The following is a 23,185-nucleotide window of genomic DNA, read 5'->3' as shown; positions in this document are numbered from 1 at the left end:
TCAATAGCATTATAATAAAAAAACATATAAATGTATAGGCTATTTAAAAAGGATTATTGACATTGCAGTATTTATTGATAAAATAAATGATAAATATAGAAATCTTTAAAAGGATGTAGCAATTATGATTATTGGTGCAGGTCAGGTGGATTTATCTATCGGAGGAATCTTTTCCTTAAAAGAAAAGAGACAAATTATCAAAAGTATTATAAACAGGATACAATCACGTTTCAATGTGTCCATCGCAGAGGTAGATGCGCAGGATAAATGGCAGTACAGTGTTTTGGGCTTTTGCTGTATTTCTAATGATACAGCGCATGCCAATAGTATGCTGTCCAAAATCATCAATTTTATTGAAAATGACGGCAGGGTAGTGATTGTTGATTATTCTACCGAAATTATTTAATATATTTTCCTGTAAAAATTATATTTTAATTTTTGCAATTTGTGTTATAATACTTTAAGAATTAGAATTATTTTCATGATGATTCATGATAAGAAATGTTTATAATACATGTTCTTTTGGTAATATAAACATATTAAAATAAATAAGGTGGTACATATTGTGATTAAAAGCATGACAGGATTCGGGCGCAGCGAAGCGGTAGTTGGCAGCAAGGAAGTTTTAATAGAGATGAAATCCGTAAATCACAGATATGCTGATTTTTCTATTCGCGTTCCCAGAAATTATAGCTTCCTTGAGGATAAAGTCCGTGAATACTTACAGAAATATATTTCCCGAGGGAAGGTGGATGTATTTCTAACCATTGAATCCCAAGAAGATGATGATAAGCAAGTGGTTTTGAATGAAGCCCTGGCAAGCGGTTATATTCATGCATTAAGGCAGATGAAAGACGCGTTTGGACTGCAAGATGATATAAGTGCATGCAATGTTGCAAGATTCAATGATATTCTTAAACTGGAGAGAAAGGAAGAAGACCAGGATGCATTATGGGCAACGGTTCAAGCGGCCTTAGAACCGGCTGTGCAGGATTTTATAGCCATGAGAGAACGGGAAGGGCTACGGCTATCGGAAGATTTAATTGAGAGAGGCAAATATATCGCAAGCCAGTTAGATGAAATAGAAGTGCGGTCGCCTCAGGTTGTGGAAGAATACCGTAATAAGATTAAGCAGCGTATTGAAGAATATCTGAATAATGTTGCGATTGATGAAAACAGACTGCTGACCGAAGTCGCTATATTTTCCGATAGAACCAGTATTACAGAAGAAATTGTACGGTTAAGAAGCCATTTGGTGGAATTAGGGGAGATATTAAAGAGTGGTCAAGCAGTAGGAAGAAAGCTGGACTTCCTTGTTCAGGAAATGAATAGAGAAATCAATACGATCGGCTCTAAAGCCAACGATTTATATATCTCTAAACGGGTAGTGGAAATAAAGGCCGAAATAGAAAAATGCAGGGAGCAAATACAAAATATTGAGTAACGAATCATAATTCTTTACTTTTGTGTCAAAAATCATATAATAAAACGAAGTAGGAGGAACACATAATGAAATTAATAAATATCGGTTTTGGCAATATCGTATCAGCCAATCGCCTCATAGCTATTGTGAGCCCGGAATCTGCTCCTATTAAAAGAATCATACAGGAAGCAAGAGATAGAGGGATGCTGATTGATGCAACTTATGGCAGACGAACAAGAGCAGTAATCATTACAGATAGCGACCATATTATTCTTTCTGCTGTGCAGCCGGAAACAGTAGCACATAGATTGACTGCCAAGGATACTACTCCTGTGGAAGATGAGGCCATTGAGGATGAAGAATAAGGGTCTTCTAATCGTTGTATCCGGTCCTTCCGGCGCAGGAAAGGGGACAATATGTAAGACATTGGTTGAAAGAAATTCGAATGTTTTTCTTTCTGTTTCTGCAACTACCCGATTGCCCAGAACAGGAGAAATTGAAGGAGAGAATTATTTCTTTAAAACGGGTGAGCAATTTAAAGAAATGATCGCGAATGATGAACTGTTGGAATGGGCAGTATTTTGCAATAATTACTATGGAACGCCTAAAAAACACGTATATGACATGTTGGATGAAGGTAAAAATATCATATTGGAGATTGAAGTGCAAGGAGCGCTGAAAGTGAGAAGTAAATACCCGGAAGGGATTTATATCTTCGTGTTGCCTCCTTCAATGGAAGAATTAAAAAACAGAATTACCAACAGAGGAACCGAAAAGCAGGAAGTCATTAATGAACGGTTAAATACTGCGCGTTTGGAATTCACTCATATTAATAAATACAATTATATTGTAATGAATGATACGGTAGATGATGCGGTGAATAAACTCGAGTCAATCATAACAGCAGAAACATGCAGAGTTGAAAGAAGTACAGAAATTATAAAAGAGGTGTGTGACATATGATTTATCCATCTATCAACAAATTAATGGAGAAAGTAGACAGCCGTTATACGCTAGTGGTTGCAACGGCAAAAAGAGCAAGAGTGCTGGCTCAGGGAGCGCCAAAACTGGTGAAATGCAATTCTGATAAATCGGTAACAGTTGCGATCCACGAGATTGCCGACGATAAAGTTACTTATAGAAGAAATAAAGAACCGCTAGTATAATTTATTGCAGTATATGAACGGAGGATGACCGTGTTAAAGGGGAAGGTTGTTGTGATTGGGGTATGCGGTGGTATTGCCGCATATAAATCCGCAGACTTGGTAAGTAAACTAAAGAAGTTGAATGCTGAAGTTCATGTGATCATGACACGTTCGGCATGTGAATTTATCAAGCCGCTGACATTTCAGTCACTTTCTCAAAATGCTGTGATTGAGGATATGTTTGAAAAACCCCGTGCCTGGGAAATTGAACATATTTCTCTTGCGCAAAAAGCGGATGTGTTTGTTGTTGCTCCCGCGACAGCGAATATCATAGGGAAGGTGGCCAATGGCATAGCGGATGATATGCTCTCTACCACCGTGATGGCAGCTAAATGCCCGGTGATCTTTGCTCCGGCGATGAACTGCAATATGTATGAGAATCCGATTGTACAGCAAAATATTCAAAAATTAAAAGATTTTGATTATCTTTTTGTTGAACCGGGATACGGGCGCCTGGCATGCGGAGATATCGGGAAAGGAAAGCTTGCTGACACGGATGATATTCTGGATAGAATCATAGAAACAGCAGCATATGATAAAGATTTGGCAGGACATAAGGTACTTGTTACGGCCGGACCCACAAGAGAATCTATAGATCCTGTAAGGTTTATAACCAACTATTCCTCAGGGAAAATGGGGTATGCGATTGCGAAAGCCGCAAAATACCGTGGGGCAGAAGTCATATTGGTTACAGGTCCGACCGACCTTTCTCCTATCAAAGGTATCAAAACAATACCGGTGAATACTGCTTTGGAGATGCATGATGCAGTGATGGAACACTTCAAAGATGCGACGCTCATTATTAAATCCGCTGCTGTGGGTGATTACAGGCCGGTAGAAACCAGTGAAAACAAAATCAAAAAGAATGAAGGATTTTTGGAGATGAAGCTTATTAAGAATCCGGATATTCTAATGGAACTTGGTGCTGGAATTACACATCAAGTATTAATAGGCTTTTCAATGGAGACCCAAAATCTTGAAGGCTATGCGAAGGAAAAGCTCACTAAGAAAAACTTGGATATGATTATTGCGAATGACCTATCGCAGCAAGGTGCGGGTTTTTCGGTGGATACCAATATCGTAACCATACTCGATAGAAGCGGCAGTATGGAAAGGCTGCCTAAAATGGCAAAAGACCGGCTTGCCCATATTATCCTTGAAAAAGGATTATCGATATACAAACAAAAGAACAGGATCATCTAAAAAGAGCTCACCCGGTAAAGGGTGGGCTGTTTTCGAAATGGGGGTGTATTGATGGCAGAAAAAAATATTGCAGAAGTGATAATTAATAATACATCCAGAAGTGTAGACAAAATATTCCATTATTTGATTCCCCCTAAAAAAGCCAATGATATAAAAGTGGGAGTGAGGGTCATTGTGCCCTTTGGTCAAGGAAACAAGAAAACAGAAGCCTATGTCGTCAACATTGTAGAAAAGAGCAGCTTCGCCCAACTAAAGGAAATTGGTACTGTGATTGACAGTATGCCCTTATTTGATCAAAAGATGGTATATCTTATTTACTGGCTTAAAGAAAAATATTTTTGTACTTATTATGAAGCAGTAAAGGCGTTACTGCCTCCCGGAATAGGACTTAAATTTCAAGAATGGATTAAAATAAATCATGCTTTGAGTAATGACGTTATCCAAAAAAGAATAAGCGGATCGGCAATGCAAAAAACAATTATAGAAACCATCATGAAGCATGATGGAGTTGTAGAATATTCAGAGCTGGCTATTTTAATGCATAGCAACAATTTGCGTTCATCTATAAAATCACTTTTAAAAAAAGAATTGGTGCATATTGTTCATGATTACGCTGCTATGGTGAAGGATAAAAAAATTAAAGTAGCGTACTTGGCTGCTGATCATGAAGAAATGGAATACCAGTTGGAAAAGATAAAAGCAAAAGCGCCGGTACAAGCGAGAATTCTAGAGATCCTCATGGAAAATGAGTTCGTTTCACTTGCGGACTTGGTATTGTTTTCTAACGGTTCCTACAGTGCTGTGAATACTCTTTATAAGAAAGGACTCATTGAGTATAGAGACCATATCATAGAACGTAATCCGGTAGATGAAACAATTATTAAAAGAACCAGTGCATTTAAACCTACTCAAGAACAAGAAAATGTGATAAAATGTATTCAACAAAAATTTGATGAGAATGTACCGGTATCGTTTATGCTTCGGGGTATAACAGGCAGCGGAAAGACGGAAGTATATCTTCAGGTAATCGATTATGTAATATCAAAAGGGAAACAAGCGATTGTACTTGTACCTGAGATTGCGTTGACGCCCCAGATGGTGGAGCGTTTTATCGGAAGATTCGGTTCCAGGGTTGCCGTTTTTCACAGCGGACTCTCCATGGGAGAAAGATATGATCAATGGAAAAAAATAAGAAGTTCGCAGGTTGATGTGGTGGTAGGAGCTAGATCAGCCATTTTTGCTCCCTTTGACAATCTTGGCATCATCATCCTTGATGAAGAGCATGAGAACTCATACAAGTCAGAGTTATCACCTCGTTATCATGCCAGGGAAGTTGCAGAGAAAAGAAGCCGTATGGAAAATGCGGTCGTAGTATATAGCTCGGCAACACCGTCACTGGAAAGTTATTATAGGGCGCAAACGGGTAAATATACACTGTTAGAAATGACAAAACGGTATAATAATGTTTCATTACCTGCGGTAGATATCATAGATATGAGAGAGGAACTGACGAATGGGAATAAGTCGATATTCAGTTCCAAGTTAAAGGAAGAAATACAACGGAATTTAGAGAATGGGCAGCAGACAATCCTTTTTTTAAACCGCAGAGGTTTTTCGACGTTTATATCATGCAGAAGCTGCGGATTTGTTTTGGCTTGTCCTCACTGCAATATATCGCTGACCTATCATGCGTCTAATAATAAGCTGGTTTGCCATTACTGCGGATTTGTTGCGAAAAACGTTTGCAGCTGTCCTGAGTGCAAGAGTAGTTATATCCGGCATTTTGGTATAGGGACCCAGAAAGTGGAACAGGAAATTAAATTACTTTTTCCATCGGCATCGGTCATCAGAATGGATGTGGATACGACACGTACGAAGTTTGCCCATGAGAGAATATTAAATACTTTTAGAGATCAAAATATAGATATTCTTATAGGTACTCAGATGGTATCAAAAGGATTGGATTTTCCGAGTGTTACCCTTGTCGGGGTATTAGCGGCGGATATGTCGCTAAATATTGATGATTATCGTTCGGCTGAAAGAACCTTTCAGTTGATTACTCAGGTGTGCGGGAGGTCCGGCAGGGGTGATATGAAAGGGAGAGCGGTTATACAGACCTATCAACCGGAAGATTCAACCATACAGATGGCAAAAACACATGATTATGAAGCTTTTTATAATAATGAAATCAAAATCAGAAAACAGTTAAGCTATCCGCCATTCAGCCAAATCATATCCATCCTTGTAAGCGGTATGGATGAAAATGCTGTTAAAAGAAGGATTGGGCAGATTGCTGTAGAGTTGAAGGAAAAAATAAAAGGCAGCCATTGCAGTGCAGCATGGGGTGAACTATTGGGGCCTATGCCGGCGCCCATCTCCAGAATCAAAAATAAACACCGATGGAGGATATTACTCAAATGTGAGGATAGTGAAAACATTGGAGGAATACTTGCCAATATGCTAAGTGAGCATTATAATGATAGGAATAATATTGGAGTTAGCTTGATCATAGATATTAATCCGGTAAATATGTATTAGGAGGTTAAAATATGGCGATGAGATTGATAAGAAGAGTAGGCGATGATGTTTTAAGAAAGACGTCACGTCCTGTAGATACCATTAATAAAAATGTGCTTATGCTGCTTGATGATATGGCAGAGACCATGAAACATGCCAATGGAGTTGGCCTGGCAGCGCCGCAGGTTGGTGTATTAAAGAGAATTGTTGTAATAGATGTCGGTGATGGTATCATAGAACTGATTAATCCCGAAATCGTAGCAACGGAAGGAAAGATGATCGGGGCAGAGGGATGTCTCAGTGTACCGGGTAAGTGGGGAGAGGTTGAGAGACCTGCAAAAGTGACCGTAAGAGCCCTTAACAGGCACGGGGAAGTCATCGAAGTGATAGGTGAAGAACTACTGGCAAGGGCCTTATGCCATGAAATAGACCACTTGAATGGAAACCTGTTTATTGATAAAGTGATTCGGTATATTGAGCCGGATGAGCAGTAAGGATTAAGAGACATATCAGAGGTGTGAGCGATGAGAATTTTATTCATGGGAACTCCGGAATTCGCAGTTCCCTGTTTACGTGTTTTAGTTGATGAAGGATATGACGTTGCAGGTGCGGTAACGCAGCCGGACAAGCCCAAAGGGAGAGGGCATAAAATGGCCCCGCCGCCGGTGAAGGAATATGCATTGGAAAAGAGTATTCCTGTATATCAGCCTGTAAAACTGAAGAACAATGAATTTTTAGATGATTTACAACATATTAATCCGGACTTGATTGTTGTAGTAGCATATGGGAAAATACTACCCAGCTACATATTGGAGTACCCTAAGTATGGCTGTATTAATGTTCATGCGTCATTACTTCCCAAATACAGGGGTGCGGGACCGATTCAGTGGAGCATCATAAATGGAGAAAAAGAAACCGGTATTACTACCATGTATATGGAGATAGGTTTGGATACAGGTGATATGATTTTAAAAAGGGCGTTAACCATCGGTGAATATGAAACGGCCGGTGAACTCCACGACCGGCTATCTGTATTAGGAGCAGAGGTATTAAAGGAAACCGTTAAACTAATCAAAGAGAATGCCGCACCTAGAGAGCCGCAGTTAAATGATGCGGCCACCTATGCACCTATGTTGGATAAAGCTATTTCAAAAATTGACTGGAATAAGTCTGCTGTTGAAATAAAGAACCTTGTTCGTGGTGTAAATCCTTGGCCGGTGGCATATTCTCAATACCAGGGGCAAACCATGAAAGTTTGGTCGGTTGAAATAGGTGACGATTGCAAAAAAAGTACTCCTGGAACCATTGTTGATTATATAAAGGGAAAAGGTCTGGCCGTACAAGCCGGAGGCGGACAATGTATCCTTATAAAGGAATTGCAATTCACAGGAGGAAAAAGAATGACAGTGGATCATTACCTTTTAGGTCATTCTATACAAATAGGAGAGCGTCTGGAGTAGCTATGGATTATAAAAAAGAGAGACTTGGAGTCTTTTTAAAAATATCAGGGGTCTTTACAGTATTGTCTCTATTGGTTTTATTTGCAGCTTTAATGGTATATTTGTATGTAGATGAGGCAACCTATAATTTAATAATGTTAGTACTGCTAATCGGTATATCGGGGGTTATTCTTCTGGCAGCGGTGATCATATATATTGTAATTACCGCTTACAAATACGGAAGAATTAATAAATTTTTTGCACTGATTATTAATAGATTTATAAAGATCGTAATGTCTGTAGCAATTGATTTGGTAGAGTTGATTAAAATTGATAAAAATATCGTAAGAGGCTTTTTTGTAGATCTGAATAATATTATTGTGAATTCCGCCAACCCAAAGGCTACACATGATGAAGTATTATTACTGGTTCCTCATTGTCTGCAGTGGGCAAAATGCGGGCATAAGGTCACGAATGACCCGTCAAACTGCAAACGGTGCGGTAAGTGCGATCTTGATAAGATACTGGATATTGCCGGAAAATATCAAGTGAAGATTTGTATTGCATCGGGTGGCACCATGGCACGTAAAGCAATCGTGGAGAATAAGCCTAAGATTATCATTTCTGTAGCTTGCAGCCGTGACTTAATCAGCGGTATACTGGATGTTGAAAACATTCCTGTCATTGCGGTTGAAAATACCACGCCTGAAGGGCCGTGCCATAATACGAGGGTGGATGTGGACAAGCTGGAAGAAGCGATGAAAAGGATATTGGTAAAGGAGTGAGTTTTATGGGTTATTTATATGGAATTGATATGTATTATATTATATTGGTCATGCCTGCGGTGCTTTTTGCATTATACGCGCAAAGTAAAGTGCAGGGAACTTTTAATAAATATCTGAATGTAAGGAATGTAAGAGGGTATACAGGCGCATATATTGCCAGGGAAATATTGGATAGTCAGGGTCTTCATGATGTGCGTGTGGAAATGACCAACGGCCACTTGACAGACCACTATGACCCGCGATCAAAAGTAGTCCGGTTATCCCAATCGGTTTATTCCAGTACATCGGTTGGTGCTGTAGGTGTTGCGGCCCATGAGACCGGCCATGCGATACAACATCAGGTTTCTTATGCGCCGTTAGCCTTTCGGAACAGTTTGGTGCCGGTAGCAAGCCTGGGTTCGTCAGCGGCAATTCCATTAGCCATTTTGGGATTAATCGTAGGATGGGAACCATTGGTTTATTTTGGTATTATTATGTTTACTGCCGTAGTGGCTTTCCAGGTGATTACACTTCCGGTGGAATTCAATGCGAGCAGCAGGGCATTGGAAATCTTGGAGACCAAAGGATTATTATCACGCGAAGAGCTGGTACCTACTAAGAAAGTGTTAAACGCTGCAGCGCTTACATATGTAGCTGCTGCTGCGGTGGGTATTGCGAATTTGCTTAGATTACTCCTTATTGCCGGTGTTGGAAGACGGAGAGATTAATGATATTTATTGCTGAATGCGTTACGATTGTAGCGCATTTTTAGTAGGTTGGGAGAAAAATATGGACAAAATCATTTCACCGAGAGAAACGGCTTTAAAAATACTCTATGATATTGAACAGAATGATGCGTACGCAAATATTGCACTTAAGAAATACCTAAAAAATACCGATTATAAAGTAGTGGACAGAGGCTTAATTACTGAGCTGGTTTATGGTATAATCAAATATAAATTGACGATTGATTATATTGTTAAACAGTTTTCATCGGTGAAAATCAATAAGATTTCACCATGGATTTTAAATGTTTTGAGGATAGGGATTTATCAAATTATTTATCTTGATAAAATACCCGATGCCGCTGCTTGCAATGAAAGTGTAAAAATGGCAAAAAGATACGGGCATTATGCTTCTGTTAAGTATGTGAATGCAGTGCTGCGCAGCGTATCGAAAAATAAAGAAACAATAAAATATCCGGATAAGAAAAAGCAGCCGGCGGATTACCTGGAAGTGGCGTATTCTTATCCGAAGTGGTTAATACAAGACTGGATTAAAAGGTTTGGCTTCGAATTTACTGAAAGTTTGTGCAAAGCCAATAATCAAATACCTGAACTTTGCGTGCGGGTAAATACGTTGAAGACAACACGTGGTGCATTGATAGAGATATTAGGGCAGGAAGGTGTTGTTGCGAAGACGGGAAAATACTGTGACGAAGCGCTGATCCTTGAACAGGTAGGGAAGATTGATGCGTTAAAAGCATTTAAAAACGGATTATTCCAGGTACAGGATGAAAGCTCGATGATGGTATCCAAAATACTGGACCCTCAGCCGCAAGAACTGGTGATTGACGTTTGCTGTGCTCCCGGGGGTAAAACGACTCACATTGCGCAATTAATGGAAAATGAGGGAAAGATATTGGGGTGGGATATCCATGATCATAAAATCCAATTGGTAGAGGCTGCATGTGAACGGCTAAGTATCACCATTGCAGATATACAATCACGTGATGCTGCAGTAGAAATAGAAGAATTAAAGAACAAGGCTGACAGGGTTTTGGTGGATGCCCCATGCTCCGGGTTAGGAATCATCCGGAGAAAGCCCGATATAAAGTGGAATAAAGCAGATTCGGATTTGAAAGAGATCACGAGCTTGCAAAAGAGGATTTTAAATACATCGGCCAAGTATGTCAACAACGGAGGGTTTTTGGTATACAGTACTTGCACTATTCAGGATGAAGAGAATATAGAAATCGTGAAAGACTTTTTAGAAAGTCATCCTGATTTTCAGTTGCAAGACATTAAAGGGCATCTTCCGGCAGGGTTAGAAAAAGAAACGGCTTCAAAGGGCTACATTCAGCTGTATCCTAATATCGATGGAACAGATGGATTTTTTATATGCAAACTTAAACGACAAGTTACTGCTCAACCGTAAATGGCATTGTCGGAATGCTAAGCCGGAAAACTGCTAGGATGGCAGTTTTAGGCATCATTGAGAATGCATGCGAATTGATGCCGACGGCTTAGCATGGAGGCAATCCATTTATGGCTGGGTGATAACGACGGCGGAATTGAAGGGAGTAAGTCGCTTGACAGACAGGATCAATCTAAAGGATTTTACTTTTGAGCAGTTAGAACAGTATTTTACTGAGACAGGGCTGCAAAAATTTAGAGCAAAGCAGGTATTTCAATGGCTTCACAATGGTGTAACCAGCTTTGATGAAATGACAAATTTGTCAAAAGAGTTACGCAAATCATTGGATGAAAGATGTTTTATAAGCAAGGTTGAATTTGCGGAAAAGCATGAATCCAAGCTAGACGGCACAATAAAATATCTGTTAAGGTTAAATGACGGAAATTTGATTGAAAGCGTGATTATGCGGTATAAGCATGGTATCACGATTTGTGTATCCACACAGGTCGGATGCAGAATGGGCTGTGGATTTTGCGCATCAACCATTGGCGGATTAGTCAGGCATTTAACAGCAGGAGAGATTCTTGACCAGGTTATATTTATTCAAAAGGATATAGGAGAAAGAATTTCCAATATTGTTCTAATGGGTATAGGAGAACCTTTAGACAATTATGATAATGTCATTAAATTTTTGAAGAATGTAAATCATCCCGCAGGGTTGAATATAGGGTACCGGCATATCTCATTATCCACTTGTGGGTTAGTTCCGCAGATGATGAAGTTATCACAAGAAAATATGCCCATTACATTGTCGGTGTCACTACATGCACCCAATAATGAGATTAGAAATAAGATTATGCCTGTAAGTAAAAAATACTTTATAGAAGAAGTAATCAAAGCATGCAAGATCTTTATAGAGCGTACTAATCGAAGAATTACTTTTGAATATGCACTAATATCAGGCGTGAATGATAGTATTGAAAATGCCCGTGAGCTGAGCAGTTTGGTCAAAGGAATGTTATGTCATGTGAATTTGATTCCTGTCAATAAAGTGGATGAAAGAGATTATGAAAAAAGTACTTTAAAACAAATAGACCTTTTCAAAAATATATTAGAAAAAAACAGTGTATCCACAACAGTGAGACGTGAACTTGGTGGTGATATTAATGCTTCATGCGGTCAACTCAGGAGAGGTCATACAAAATAATTGTTTTCAAGGGGGAACGAGAGTGAGGATAGGCGCATTTACTGATAAAGGAAAAGCTAGAGAAGTAAATGAGGACTGCTTTTTTGTGTCAAAATTTAGTGATGAAATGTGCTCGGGTTATTGTATCATAGCTGATGGAATGGGAGGACATAATGCTGGGGAAGTTGCCAGTAAGATGGCAATAGATGAGATTCAACAGTATATAAAGGAATCCTATAGTCATGAAATGACCCATGAACAAATTATTCAAATCTTGAAAGAAAGCATGAACAAAGCAAATACAATCATTTATAATAAGTCTCTTGAAAATGAATTATTTAGCGGTATGGGAACTACAGCGATTCTTTGCTTTGTTTATCATCAAAGCTTATATATCGCTCATGTAGGTGATAGCAGAGCATATATTATCCGTGGTGAAGAAATGTATCAGATTACTACTGATCATTCAATGGTTGAAGAACTGATCAGCAGCGGAAGTATAACACGGGAAGAAGCGCAGAATCATCCCCAGAAAAATGTGATTACACGTGCGTTAGGGGGAGATAAGGATACTCCAGTTGATATTTATATACAAGAATATAAACCTGGAGATATTATTCTTATATGCACCGATGGTTTAACCAATATGCTGACAAATTCCGAAATACTTTCGGTTATCAAGGACAACAATGACCTTCAATTGGCAGTAGAGGAACTTATTACTATTGCAAATGATAAAGGCGGATTAGATAATATAACTGTTGTTGTTTTAGGACTTTGAGGAGAAAGATTTAATTAAATGGAAGTTATATCAGATTTTGGAGATAACCTTATGCTATAGAGCTGATCCTTAATTCTGAACTCCGGCTTATTAAATGTTAGAAGAGGTGTAAAGATGATAGGGAGTATTTTGGGAAATAGATACGAAATTATAGAAAAGATCGGTGCAGGTGGAATGGCCTTGGTGTATAAGGCGCGGTGCAACCTTCTTAACCGATTTGTAGCTGTCAAAGTTCTAAGGAGTGAACTTATTGAAGACCAAGAGTTTATCAGTCGATTTAATATAGAGTCTCAAGCTGCAGCCAGTCTGTCCCATGCGAATATTGTATCGGTATATGATGTAGGTCAGCAAGATGATATCCATTACATCGTAATGGAATATATTGACGGTATTACGCTTAAGGAAGTAATTAATAAAAACGGTGCGCTGCCATGGAAAGAAGTATTAAATTTTTCTATTCAAATTTGCTCTGCGTTGGAACACGCGCATAAAAAAAATATTGTGCACAGGGATATAAAACCGCATAATATCATGATATCCAATGATGGCGTGTTGAAAGTAACAGACTTTGGGATTGCTCGTGCAGCGACGTCAGCTACTCTGACTCTTGGCGGCAATACCATCGGATCGGTTCATTACTTTTCACCCGAGCAGGCCAGAGGGAGTTATACCGATGAAAAATCAGATATCTATTCGTTGGGTATTGTGATGTATGAAATGCTAACCAGCAAAGTTCCATTTGACGGGGAGAGTCCTGTAGCTGTAGCAATCAAACATATTCAAGAACAGCCGGTACCACCAAGAACTATTAATAAGAATATCCCGATTGCCTTGCAATCTATCGTTTTAAAAGCGATCTGTAAAGATCAAGGAAGCAGATATTCTTCCGCAGGTTCTATGCTCAATGACTTATATCAGGCATTTGAACAACCTGATGAAGATTTTGTGGGTGGGGAAAACATTGATGATTCACCTACTAGGAAGATTCCTATTATTAATATCAGTGGAAGTGAAAATGTGGGAAAAAAGAAAAAGAAAGTTAAAAAAGAAGACAGAGTCGCGGTGATTGCTGCTATTATAACATCAATGTTTATTATAGGCGGATTAACCGCTGTAGGCTATCATGTGTTTAAAGACCAGATACCTGTTGCGAAAAATATGGAGCAGAAGGTTCCGGATTTAGTGGGACAAGAGTTTAATACAATAAAAACGTCTTATAATGATCCCGATAAATTTATAATTGAGCAAGCGGAACAGCAATATAATGAAGAATATGAAAAAGGAACCATTATATCTCAGGACCCGGCAGCGAATATAGTAGTAAAAATACCTCAGACCATTAAAGTAGTTGTAAGTAAAGGTGCTAGAACAATCAAAGTGCCCGATCTGGTCAATCAGGAATATAGGCAGGCAGAAATAATGCTGGACGAGAATGACTTGAATTATAAAGTGATAGATGAATTCCATGATACCGTACCGGAAGGAATCGTTATCCGTCATATACCAGGTGAAGGGATGGAAGTCCAAGAGGGAGATATCGTTCAATTATATGTAAGCAGAGGCAGAAAAATAAAAATGGTGAATATGCCTGATTTGGTTGGAAAAACTGAAGATGAAGCCAAAAGAATGGTGAGTGAGCGTGGATTGCTGGTAGGCGAGATAAAGCCGGAGGAAAGTGATCTGCCTAAAGGAATCGTGATTAGGCAAGGCATCACAGCAAACAGTGAAGTGGAAGAAAAGACATTGGTTGACTTGGTAGTGAGCAAAGGAAAAGCCACTGATGAAAACCAAAGATATATTAATATTCAATTGCCTCAGGACAAGGAAAGAGTAGTCATTAAGATAGAGTACTATAAAAGAGTAGGAAATGATTATGTATTTGAAAAGGTCGAATATGAAAAGGCTCATAATACATCTGAGGGTGACGGTATAGCATCAATTGCGCTTCAAGGCCGAGGGATAATTTATATTGAAGTGTACATTGACGGACAAAAGTTGGGCGATAAAAAGACGGAAATAAATTTTGGCGGTGATGGTGAATAATGCCAGAAGGCATCATATTAAAAGGGATCGGCGGTTTCTATTATATAGAAACCCGGCAAGGGATTATAGAATGTAAAGCCAGAGGCAAATTTAGAAAAAAAGAGATGATTCCATTGGTTGGAGACAGGGTTGAGATAGAAATCGCGGACCATGACAATACAAAAGGAATCATTGAAAAAATTATGCTCAGGAAGAATGTACTGGTTCGTCCGCCGGTAGCAAACGTTCAGCAGATTGTAATCGTTGCCTCGGTCTGCCTTCCTGCGCCGAATTTATTGTTGTTGGATAAGTTAATTACTGTAGCTGAATCGAGGGAATTGGATATCATCATATGCTTGAATAAAATTGACCTGGATGATCGTGATGAATATTTGAAACTTGTTGAAATTTATCAATCAGCCGGATATCATGTGATTTGTACCAGTTCTCGTACGCTGCAAGGTATTAATGACCTACGGAATGCATTACAGAGGAAAATCAGTGTTTTTGCAGGTGCATCGGGGGTGGGAAAATCCAGTTTGTTAAATACTGTTGATAACAGGTTTGAATTACAGACCGGTGAAATAAGCAAAAAGATCGATAGAGGAAAGCATACCACCAGACATGTTGAACTCTTAGAACTGAATGAAGAAAGCTACGTTGTTGATACACCGGGATTTACTTCCTTTGAATTGATGGAGATGGATATTAAGGCGGATGATCTTGAATATTTATTTAGGGAATATCAAAATTATCATTCAATGTGTAAATTCAGGGGATGTACGCATACCTCCGAACCCGGGTGTGTGGTCATTGAGGCAGTGAATGAAGGAAAGATAAGCAGATCAAGATATGATAACTATGTGCAGTTCTACAACCAATTAAAAGATATTAGAGATTGGCACAAATGAAGAAGTATGGGTGGGAGTTTATGAGAGTATGGATTGTTTCCAATGGAGATATTGTTGACTATGGTTTTTATAAAGATAAGATTGGACCGTCAGATTTCATTATTTGTGCGGATGGCGGTACAAAACATGCGGTGAAGATGGGGATTTTGCCAAATGTTATTTTAGGTGATTTTGATTCTATCGGTAAGGAATATTTTAATGATGAGCAATTAGAAAACATTGAATTTATACAATATTCATGTGATAAAGACGAAACCGATACCCAGTTAGCGGTTGAATATGCGGTAAAACTAGGCGGCACTGAAATTGTTTTGATAGGAAGCCTGGGAACCCGGATGGACCATTCTTTCGCAAATATATCTCTGTTGAAGATGTTATTGGATAAAGGAATTACCGGCAAAATCCTTAATGAACATAATGAGATATACCTGACGGATACAAAAATCAAGCTGCGGGGGCAAGTAGGCGAAATCGTTTCAGTACTCCCTATTACGGAGGTTGTCACAGGAGTCACTACAAAAGGTCTTCAATATGCATTAAATAATGCACAGATGACATTTGGAGTTCCCAATGGAATAAGCAATGTATTGATTGAAGAAGAAATAGAAATAAGTATTAAGAGTGGACTGCTGATGGTTGTCAAAGCGAAGGACTAGAAATATATTTAAAATTACATATAACAATATTCACGAAAATGGGCTTGCCGAATATACTGATAATAGAAAAGTATAGGAGGGGGCCTTTTATTATGGCTGGGAAACGCAAAACCCTCGGACTTGTATTAGGTATCCTGGGGATAAGCATTCTTCTTACCTCTATTATACCATTAGGAGTACTGGTTGTATTAGAAGGTGCAGTTTTAGTTGCGATAGGATGGTTGTTTTTCAGAAACGGATAAGCTAAACTAAAAGTGAGGTGTTACTATGAAAATCGTCGTATTAAAAATGCCAGGTTTTATCGGAAAAATTCTTAAAACAGTATTCAGAATCCATTAGAGTACATAACAACATAAAAAAGGTTCAAAAATAATCCATTCTTGAACCTTTTTTATGTTATGCTCTTGTAACCTTATTAGACCGTAAGCAACGGGTACAAACAGCAATTGACTTTGGAGTACCGTTTACAATTGCTTTTACCTTTCTTACATTCGCTTTCCAAGTTCTATTTGATCTTCTGTGAGAGTGGCTGACTTTAATACCAAAAACCAAACCTTTTCCGCAAACATCGCATTGTGCCATCTATATACACCTCCTTGAAAGATATAAACAACATCCTGTTTCCAGTAAAACAATATTATTTTAACAAACTAAAGCGGTTTTGGCAAGGGTTTTTTAAAAAGGGGTAGCAATAATTTTCAAAATGGTTTAAAATAGCTAATATATTAAGATGTTTTCGATGTAAATTGATTAGTGTGTTTTAAAAGGTAAATAATATATACTAATATATAAGTATCAATAGGAGGTTTGATTATGGCTGGTAGATTGGAAAATGACCATGGAAATATTATAATACCGGCAGAGGTAATAGCCAATATGGCAGGGATGACTGCAACACAGTGCTATGGTGTAGTGGGCATGGCATCACGCAATACAGCTGACGGGCTTGTTAGCCTTCTGAAAAAAGAGGCGTTAAATAAAGGGATTAAGGTAACCGTTGAGGCTCAGTATTTAACAATAGATTTACATATTATAGTTGAATATGGTGTAAATATTTCTGCGATATGTGAAAATATAGTGAATAATGTTAGGTATTCATTGGAATCTGCAACGGGGTTAAAAGTAAAGAAAATAAATATTTATGTGGAAAGCATGAGAGTAGAAGAATAATGAGGGGGATTCATGTTGATATTAAAACATATAGATGGAAAAACATTAAAAAGAATGATAGTATCCGCAGCAAACAATCTTGAAAATAATAAAAAAGCCGTTGATGAACTTAACGTTTTTCCCGTACCTGATGGAGATACCGGAACAAATATGTCTCTTACCCTCCTTACTGCATCTAAAGAAGTGAAACAAAAAGATGACAATAATGTTTCAGTCATCGCCGATGTACTGGCATCGGCTTCCTTAAGAGGAGCGAGGGGGAATTCCGGCGTGATATTGTCTCAGCTTTTCAGAGGATTTGCTAAAGAGTTGAAAGATCGCGGCAGTATGGATGCAAAAGCCTTTGCATTTGCCATGCAAGCCGGTGTTGATACAGCCTATAAGGCGGTGATGAAACCTACCGAAGGGACCATTCTTACTGTTGCACGGGAAGGGGCTAAACGGGCCATCGAAGCAAGTGAAAAGAATGATGATATTATTGAGGTTTTTGAAGCTGCCATTGCACATGCGAACCATATATTGGATCAGACGCCGGAAATGCTTCCGGTACTTAAAAAAGCCGGTGTTGTGGATGCCGGGGGCAAGGGGCTTATTGTAATTTTAGAAGGTGCCCTTTACGCTTTAAAAACAGAAAATGAGATTGAACAAAGTGAGAATCAAAGTGTGATAGTAGAGCAAAAGTCTAATGCAGCTGTTCTAGAGGATATACAGTTTGCCTATTGTACCGAATTTCTTATTCAGAAGAAAGACGGCACATTAGGGGGAGATCTACTTAAAAGTAAGATAGAGTGCTTAGGGGATAGTATGCTTGTTATTGATGATGAGGATGTGATCAAGGTACATATCCATACCAATAATCCGGGGACGGTTATCGAGGAGTCTCTTAAGCTTGGAGAACTTGTCAATATAAAAATTGATAATATGAAGGAACAGCACAGACATAACGTTTCTTATGGGCAAGAAAAAATAGAGAATAAGCCGTATGGATTTATTACTGTGGCAATGGGTGAAGGCTTAAAAAACATATTCGTGGATTTGGGTATAGATAAAGTAATCGAAGGCGGACAAACGATGAATCCCAGTACCGAAGATATATTGAAAGCCATTGATGAAGTCCATGCAGACCATATTTTTATCCTTCCGAATAATAAGAATATCATTTTAGCTGCAGAACAGGCAAAAACACTAACGGATAAAAATATTATTGTTGTTCCTTCAAAAAGCATACCACAAGGCATCGCAGCGATGCTGGCCTTTAATATGGAAGCAGATGCACAAAAGAACAGCCAAGACATGGCTGCTGCTTTGGAAAGCGTTAAAACAGGACAAGTTACTTATGCAGTAAGAAATTCGAGTTTTGATGATCAGGAGATTATCCAGGGAGATATTCTTGGAATTCAAGATGGAAAGATTGAAATTGCCGGGAAGAACGTCAGTGAAGTAAGTTGTCAGCTGCTTCATCTGCTGGTAGATGAAGAAAGTTCGGTAATATCTATTTTTTATGGTGACGATATAGATGAAGACCAAGTACAGGAGCTTTCCGAGTATGCTGAAGAACAATTTCCGGACTGTGATGTGGAAGTGCACAATGGAGGACAACCTTTGTATTACTATGTGATTTCTGTAGAATAGTCTATTGTTGGAGGCAGTAATGGTTTCTGATTTATTAGCAAAAGATATCAAAAAGGTAAAAGGGGTCGGGGATGCAAGAGCAAGGCTCTTAAATAAACTGGGTATTCACACCATTGAAGATATGGTATATTACTTTCCAAGAGACTATGAGGACCGTACCAAAATAAAAAAGATTGCTGAATTACAGGATGGAGAGTCGGTATGTATCAAGGCAACGGTCTTTTCGCGCATATCGGAAAATAAGATTCGAAAAGGACTGACAATATATAAGCTGGTCCTTAGAGACGATATGGGGACAGTCACTGCAACGTGGTATAATCAAAAGTATCTTGCTAATGCATTTGAAGTAGGCAGTACATATGTATTTTTTGGAAAGGTCAGTAAGCAATTTGGGAAAAGCGAACTCATAAGTCCGCTGTATGAGAAAAAAGATGCTAAAGATAAGGTTACCGGCAAGATTGTACCTCTCTACCCTCTTACATCAACGCTCAGCCAAAAGGTCATGCAGGCGGTTATAAGAAACTGTCTGCTGATGATAGAAAGCAATTTGAAGGAATACTTACCTCACGAGCTCCGAAGTAAATACGGGCTGGCTGAGATTAATTACTGTATAAGAAATATTCATTTTCCAATTGGCTTTGAAGAGTATTTTTTAGCAAGAAAGAGATTGGTTTTTGAAGAATTATTATTTCTGCAATTGGGGCTTTTAAGCATTAAAAAAAGAAGTGAAGAACTTAGGGGAACCGCTTTCAGACCGGTTCAAGAAATGGACGAATTTATACAGGGGCTTCCATTTGCATTAACCAATGCCCAGCGTCGTGTAACCGCAGAAATTGAGCAAGATATGAAGAATACAACACCTATGAGCAGGTTGGTGCAAGGAGATGTTGGTTCGGGGAAAACGGTAGTTGCGGCGCTGGCGATGTATATGTGCGTGAAGAATGGTTTCCAAGCGGCTATGATGGCGCCCACAGAGATATTGGCGGAGCAGCATTATAACAGTTTTAAAAGTTTTTTTCAAAAATATGATATTAAGATCTGTCTATTGACCGGAAGTGCCACCGGGAAGCAAAAAAAAGAACTACAGCAGCAAATAAAAGAAGGAATCGTTCATATTGTGATTGGTACGCATGCGTTAATACAAGAAAAGGTAGATTTTTTTAATCTTGGCCTGGTGGTCACCGACGAACAGCACCGCTTCGGTGTAAAACAGAGGGCGGCACTGGCATCAAAAGGAAATAATCCCCATATGTTGGTTATGACAGCTACGCCCATTCCAAGAACATTAGCGCTTATCCTTTATGGAGATTTGGACATTTCCATTATTGACGAACTGCCTCCGGGCAGGAAAAAAATCAATACCTATGCAGTAGATGAAAGCAAACGTGAACGGGTATATTCGTTCATAAAGAAACAAGTGGACGAAGGCAGACAAGCATATATCGTATGCCCTTTGGTAGAAGAGTCGGATGTATTGGATTTAAAATCCGTGGTTGAGTTTGCAGAAAAGTTAAAAAAGGAAGTATTCCGGAATTATAAAGTAGGTCTTATTCATGGAAAAATAAAATCTGCAGAGAAAGAACAGATTATGAGAGATTTTGCCGACGGCAGAATCAGTATTTTGGTTTCTACCACTGTTATTGAAGTAGGTGTGAATGTCCCTAATGCGACCATAATGGTAATCGAAAACGCGGAAAGGTTTGGATTGTCACAACTGCATCAGCTTCGGGGAAGGGTAGGCAGGGGACAATTTCAATCTTATTGCATATTATTTAATAACAGTGAGTCTAAGATAACAAAAGATAGAATGAGAATAATGGAAAAAACAAATGACGGTTTTAAGATCTCCGAAAAAGATTTGGAATTAAGAGGTCCGGGAGAATTTTTCGGAACCCGGCAGCACGGCCTGCCCAATCTTAAAATTGCTAATTTGTTTTCGGATATGGATATATTAAAACAAGCACAAGAAGCAGCTTTAGAGATCATCACACAAGATCCGCAGCTTCAAGAGGAAGAATATTACTTATTAAAGCTGAAGCTGCAGAACATGTTTGAAGAAAGAATGAACGGTATAGTCATTAACTGACCGTTAAAGATCTAAATTAAAATACTCTTGAATCTAACTGATGATTAAATAATTATGTTAATCAAAATATTTTCAAAAATTTAATAATACCAAGCCTTACCTCCATAAACACAAATTGCTCGATTAATTTTTCGTAAACTACATATATTAATATTGAACAAAACAACAGGAGGTGAAAAGCATGGCTAACAATAATAGAAAGTTAGTACCTGAAGCTAGAGCTGCGTTGGATAAGTTCAAATATGAAGTAGCGAGTGAAGTGGGAGTTAATTTAAAACAGGGCTACAATGGAGATATTACAGCCAGGCAGGCTGGACAGATTGGTGGTAACATGGTGAAAAAGATGATCCAGCAGGTTGAGCAAAGCATGATAGGTAGATAATACTGATATAAAAAGGAATGGCCATCCGGCTGTTCCTTTTATTAATTTTATGTATATGTATATAATAATATATGTAAAAGTGTTGACTTTTACATGAGTTAATATAAAATATAACATATAGGACAATATGTATATTATGGAGGAATTATTTTGAGAGTGATTTCCGGCTCTGCCAGAGGACATAAATTAAAGAGCCTGACAGGAATGCAAACACGTCCGACAACCGATAGGATTAAAGAATCCCTTTTTAATATCATTGCGGGTTATCTTGATGATGCTTATGTATTGGATTTGTTTGCGGGGACCGGTGGCTTAGGGATAGAGTCGTTAAGCCGTGGAGCGGAATTTGCAGTGTTTATAGATAAGAACACTGAAGCGATAAAAGTAATCAAAGAAAATTTGACACATACCAAACTGACTGAAAAAGCTAAAGTTTACGCTTGTGACTTTTATGAGTATATCAGAAGATTTGAGCCGACCGACCGAAAATTTGATATTATTTTCATGGATCCTCCCTATAGTAAGGGATTTATTGTGCCTGTGATCCAGGGCATCTGGAAAAATAAGCTGCTTCATGATGATGGTATGATTGTTATTGAGAGAGAAAGCGGCGATGAAATCCCTCAAAAAATTGAAGGACTGGAAATCGTGCGTGAAAAACAGTATGGCAGAACAATTATCAATTTCATGAAGTATACAAAATATAATCACAGACAGGATGAAGAAACATGAAAATAGCTGTATATCCAGGTAGTTTTGACCCGGTGACAAACGGGCATTTAGATATTATAGAAAGAACTTCAAAAGTATTTGATAAAGTAATTGTCAGTATTCTTCTAAACAGCAATAAGGTTCCAATGTTTACGGTAGAGGAAAGAATGGATTTCTTACGCCAGGTAACAAAAAAGCTGAACAATGTTGAGATTGATTGCTTTTCCGGATTACTGGTGAATTATATGAAAGAGAAGTCTGCTACAGTGATTGTCAAAGGATTACGGGCTGTCTCGGATTTTGAATATGAATTTCAGATGGCTTTGGTGAATAATAAATTGAGTCCGGATATTGAGACATTATTTATGATGACTAGCAGTAAATATTCTTATTTAAGTTCAAGCATCGTAAAAGAAGTAGGAAGATTAGGCGGATGTTTAAAAGAGCTTGTACCGGAAGAAATAATTTTTGAGATTATTGAGAAGATAAGAAAAACCAGGGGGTAGCTTGCATGGAAGTATTTTCATTAGTAGATACATTGGAAGATATTGTTGAAAGAGGTGTACCCATTCCTTTATCGGGAAAAAGTGTTGTAAATAAAGAGGACATTCTGGAATTAATTCAGGAAATCCGCTTAAAGCTCCCGGAGGATTTGAAGCAGGCAAAATGGGTCAAGGAAGAGAGACAACGTATATTATTAGAAGCTCAAAAAGAAGCTAATAATATTATTAAAGATGCAGAAAATAAAATTATTTCCATGATTGATGAGCATGAATTGACAAAAAGAGCTTATGAGCAAGCAAGTGAGATTATTTCCAATGCACAAAAAAATGCAAGGGAAATACGACTGGGAACCAAGGAATACGCTGATGATATTCTATCAAATCTTGAAAAGATTATTCAAGACACCATGGATGTGCTACGTGAAAATAGACAGGAATTAAAAAAGTGATTAGCAGAT

General features: G+C 38.4%; 26 protein-coding genes. 25 read left to right on the top strand and 1 reads right to left on the bottom strand.

Features of this window, described 5'->3' with window-relative positions:
- Nucleotides 1-124: 124 nt before the first annotated feature.
- The 18 genes from QKW49_RS03930 to QKW49_RS03845 all read left to right on the top strand — a co-directional run bounded on the left by QKW49_RS03930 (nt 125) and on the right by QKW49_RS03845 (nt 16,485).
- Complete coding sequence (locus QKW49_RS03930; protein ID WP_282866264.1) at nt 125-406, top strand: DUF503 domain-containing protein; 282 nt, start codon at nt 125-127, stop codon at nt 404-406.
- Between the two features lie 159 nt (nt 407-565).
- Entirely contained in the window at nt 566-1,444 is an 879-nt protein-coding gene (locus QKW49_RS03925; RefSeq protein WP_282866263.1) for a YicC/YloC family endoribonuclease, read from the top strand.
- 65 nt (nt 1,445-1,509) lie between these two features.
- Nucleotides 1,510-1,788, top strand: coding sequence for a DUF370 domain-containing protein (locus QKW49_RS03920; RefSeq protein ID WP_282866262.1), 279 nt, complete (start codon nt 1,510-1,512; stop codon nt 1,786-1,788).
- Complete coding sequence (gene gmk / locus QKW49_RS03915; protein ID WP_282866261.1) at nt 1,778-2,386, top strand: guanylate kinase; 609 nt, start codon at nt 1,778-1,780, stop codon at nt 2,384-2,386. The genes QKW49_RS03920 and gmk overlap by 11 nt, the downstream gene beginning before the upstream one ends.
- Nucleotides 2,383-2,589, top strand: a complete 207-nt coding sequence (rpoZ, locus tag QKW49_RS03910; protein WP_282866259.1) for a DNA-directed RNA polymerase subunit omega — start codon at nt 2,383-2,385, stop codon at nt 2,587-2,589. Before gmk ends, rpoZ begins: the two co-directional genes overlap by 4 nt.
- Before the next feature lie 24 nt (nt 2,590-2,613).
- Nucleotides 2,614-3,831 carry a bifunctional phosphopantothenoylcysteine decarboxylase/phosphopantothenate--cysteine ligase CoaBC gene (coaBC, locus tag QKW49_RS03905; protein ID WP_349239073.1) on the top strand — a complete coding sequence of 406 codons (1,218 nt, stop codon included), beginning with the start codon at nt 2,614-2,616 and terminating at the stop codon, nt 3,829-3,831.
- A gap of 51 nt (nt 3,832-3,882) precedes the next feature.
- Complete coding sequence (gene priA / locus QKW49_RS03900; RefSeq protein WP_282866257.1) at nt 3,883-6,369, top strand: primosomal protein N'; 2,487 nt, start codon at nt 3,883-3,885, stop codon at nt 6,367-6,369.
- A gap of 11 nt (nt 6,370-6,380) precedes the next feature.
- Nucleotides 6,381-6,842 (top strand): peptide deformylase, encoded by a 462-nt coding sequence (gene def, locus QKW49_RS03895; protein ID WP_282866256.1) that lies wholly within the window; start codon nt 6,381-6,383, stop codon nt 6,840-6,842.
- A 30-nt stretch (nt 6,843-6,872) separates the two neighbouring features.
- Nucleotides 6,873-7,808 carry a methionyl-tRNA formyltransferase gene (gene fmt / locus QKW49_RS03890; protein WP_282866255.1) on the top strand — a complete coding sequence of 312 codons (936 nt, stop codon included), beginning with the start codon at nt 6,873-6,875 and terminating at the stop codon, nt 7,806-7,808.
- A 2-nt stretch (nt 7,809-7,810) separates the two neighbouring features.
- Entirely contained in the window at nt 7,811-8,572 is a 762-nt protein-coding gene (locus QKW49_RS03885; protein WP_282866254.1) for a DUF116 domain-containing protein, read from the top strand.
- A 5-nt stretch (nt 8,573-8,577) separates the two neighbouring features.
- Nucleotides 8,578-9,279 carry a zinc metallopeptidase gene (locus QKW49_RS03880; RefSeq protein ID WP_282866253.1) on the top strand — a complete coding sequence of 234 codons (702 nt, stop codon included), beginning with the start codon at nt 8,578-8,580 and terminating at the stop codon, nt 9,277-9,279.
- Between the two features lie 61 nt (nt 9,280-9,340).
- Nucleotides 9,341-10,708 carry a 16S rRNA (cytosine(967)-C(5))-methyltransferase RsmB gene (gene rsmB, locus QKW49_RS03875; RefSeq protein WP_282866252.1) on the top strand — a complete coding sequence of 456 codons (1,368 nt, stop codon included), beginning with the start codon at nt 9,341-9,343 and terminating at the stop codon, nt 10,706-10,708.
- A gap of 154 nt (nt 10,709-10,862) precedes the next feature.
- Nucleotides 10,863-11,894 carry a 23S rRNA (adenine(2503)-C(2))-methyltransferase RlmN gene (gene rlmN / locus QKW49_RS03870; RefSeq protein ID WP_282866251.1) on the top strand — a complete coding sequence of 344 codons (1,032 nt, stop codon included), beginning with the start codon at nt 10,863-10,865 and terminating at the stop codon, nt 11,892-11,894.
- Nucleotides 11,895-11,916: 22 nt separating this feature from the next.
- A complete protein-coding gene (locus tag QKW49_RS03865; RefSeq protein WP_282866250.1) occupies nt 11,917-12,654 on the top strand; it encodes a Stp1/IreP family PP2C-type Ser/Thr phosphatase in 738 nt (245 codons plus the stop codon).
- 114 nt (nt 12,655-12,768) lie between these two features.
- Nucleotides 12,769-14,697, top strand: coding sequence for a Stk1 family PASTA domain-containing Ser/Thr kinase (gene pknB / locus QKW49_RS03860; protein WP_282866249.1), 1,929 nt, complete (start codon nt 12,769-12,771; stop codon nt 14,695-14,697).
- Entirely contained in the window at nt 14,697-15,587 is an 891-nt protein-coding gene (gene rsgA / locus QKW49_RS03855) for a ribosome small subunit-dependent GTPase A (RefSeq protein ID WP_282866248.1), read from the top strand. The genes pknB and rsgA overlap by 1 nt, the downstream gene beginning before the upstream one ends.
- A 20-nt stretch (nt 15,588-15,607) precedes the next feature.
- Nucleotides 15,608-16,243, top strand: coding sequence for a thiamine diphosphokinase (locus QKW49_RS03850; RefSeq protein WP_282866247.1), 636 nt, complete (start codon nt 15,608-15,610; stop codon nt 16,241-16,243).
- Between the two features lie 92 nt (nt 16,244-16,335).
- On the top strand, nt 16,336-16,485 hold the full coding sequence (locus tag QKW49_RS03845) for a hypothetical protein (RefSeq protein ID WP_282866246.1): 150 nt from the start codon (nt 16,336-16,338) through the stop codon (nt 16,483-16,485).
- Between the two features lie 154 nt (nt 16,486-16,639).
- On the opposite strand, the gene rpmB is transcribed toward QKW49_RS03845, so the two are convergent.
- On the bottom strand, nt 16,640-16,825 hold the full coding sequence (rpmB, locus tag QKW49_RS03840; protein WP_282866245.1) for a 50S ribosomal protein L28: 186 nt from the start codon (nt 16,823-16,825) through the stop codon (nt 16,640-16,642).
- 231 nt (nt 16,826-17,056) lie between these two features.
- Here rpmB and QKW49_RS03835 point away from each other — a divergent pair, with 231 nt between their 5' ends.
- From QKW49_RS03835 to QKW49_RS03805, 7 genes are all read left to right on the top strand, one after another.
- Nucleotides 17,057-17,413: an Asp23/Gls24 family envelope stress response protein gene (locus tag QKW49_RS03835; protein WP_282866244.1), complete on the top strand. Its 357-nt coding sequence runs from the start codon at nt 17,057-17,059 to the stop codon at nt 17,411-17,413.
- 12 nt (nt 17,414-17,425) lie between these two features.
- Complete coding sequence (locus QKW49_RS03830; protein WP_282866243.1) at nt 17,426-19,045, top strand: DAK2 domain-containing protein; 1,620 nt, start codon at nt 17,426-17,428, stop codon at nt 19,043-19,045.
- A gap of 19 nt (nt 19,046-19,064) precedes the next feature.
- Complete coding sequence (recG, locus tag QKW49_RS03825; RefSeq protein WP_282866242.1) at nt 19,065-21,131, top strand: ATP-dependent DNA helicase RecG; 2,067 nt, start codon at nt 19,065-19,067, stop codon at nt 21,129-21,131.
- Nucleotides 21,132-21,312: 181 nt separating this feature from the next.
- A complete protein-coding gene (locus QKW49_RS03820) occupies nt 21,313-21,513 on the top strand; it encodes an alpha/beta-type small acid-soluble spore protein (RefSeq protein ID WP_282866241.1) in 201 nt (66 codons plus the stop codon).
- Nucleotides 21,514-21,669: 156 nt separating this feature from the next.
- The gene (rsmD, locus tag QKW49_RS03815) at nt 21,670-22,245 is read left to right on the top strand and encodes a 16S rRNA (guanine(966)-N(2))-methyltransferase RsmD (protein ID WP_282868058.1); all 576 of its coding nucleotides are present in this window, start codon (nt 21,670-21,672) and stop codon (nt 22,243-22,245) included.
- Complete coding sequence (gene coaD / locus QKW49_RS03810; RefSeq protein ID WP_282866240.1) at nt 22,242-22,730, top strand: pantetheine-phosphate adenylyltransferase; 489 nt, start codon at nt 22,242-22,244, stop codon at nt 22,728-22,730. The genes rsmD and coaD overlap by 4 nt, the downstream gene beginning before the upstream one ends.
- 5 nt (nt 22,731-22,735) lie before the next feature.
- Nucleotides 22,736-23,176: an ATPase gene (locus QKW49_RS03805; RefSeq protein ID WP_282866239.1), complete on the top strand. Its 441-nt coding sequence runs from the start codon at nt 22,736-22,738 to the stop codon at nt 23,174-23,176.
- The last annotated feature ends 9 nt before the right edge of the window (nt 23,177-23,185 follow it).

Source organism: Petroclostridium sp. X23, assembly GCF_030013905.1.
In the GTDB taxonomy this organism is placed as follows: Bacteria; Bacillota; Clostridia; order SK-Y3; family SK-Y3; genus X23.
The sequence above is the reverse complement of the archived record's forward strand: the minus strand, read 5'-3'. Positions and strand labels throughout refer to the sequence as shown.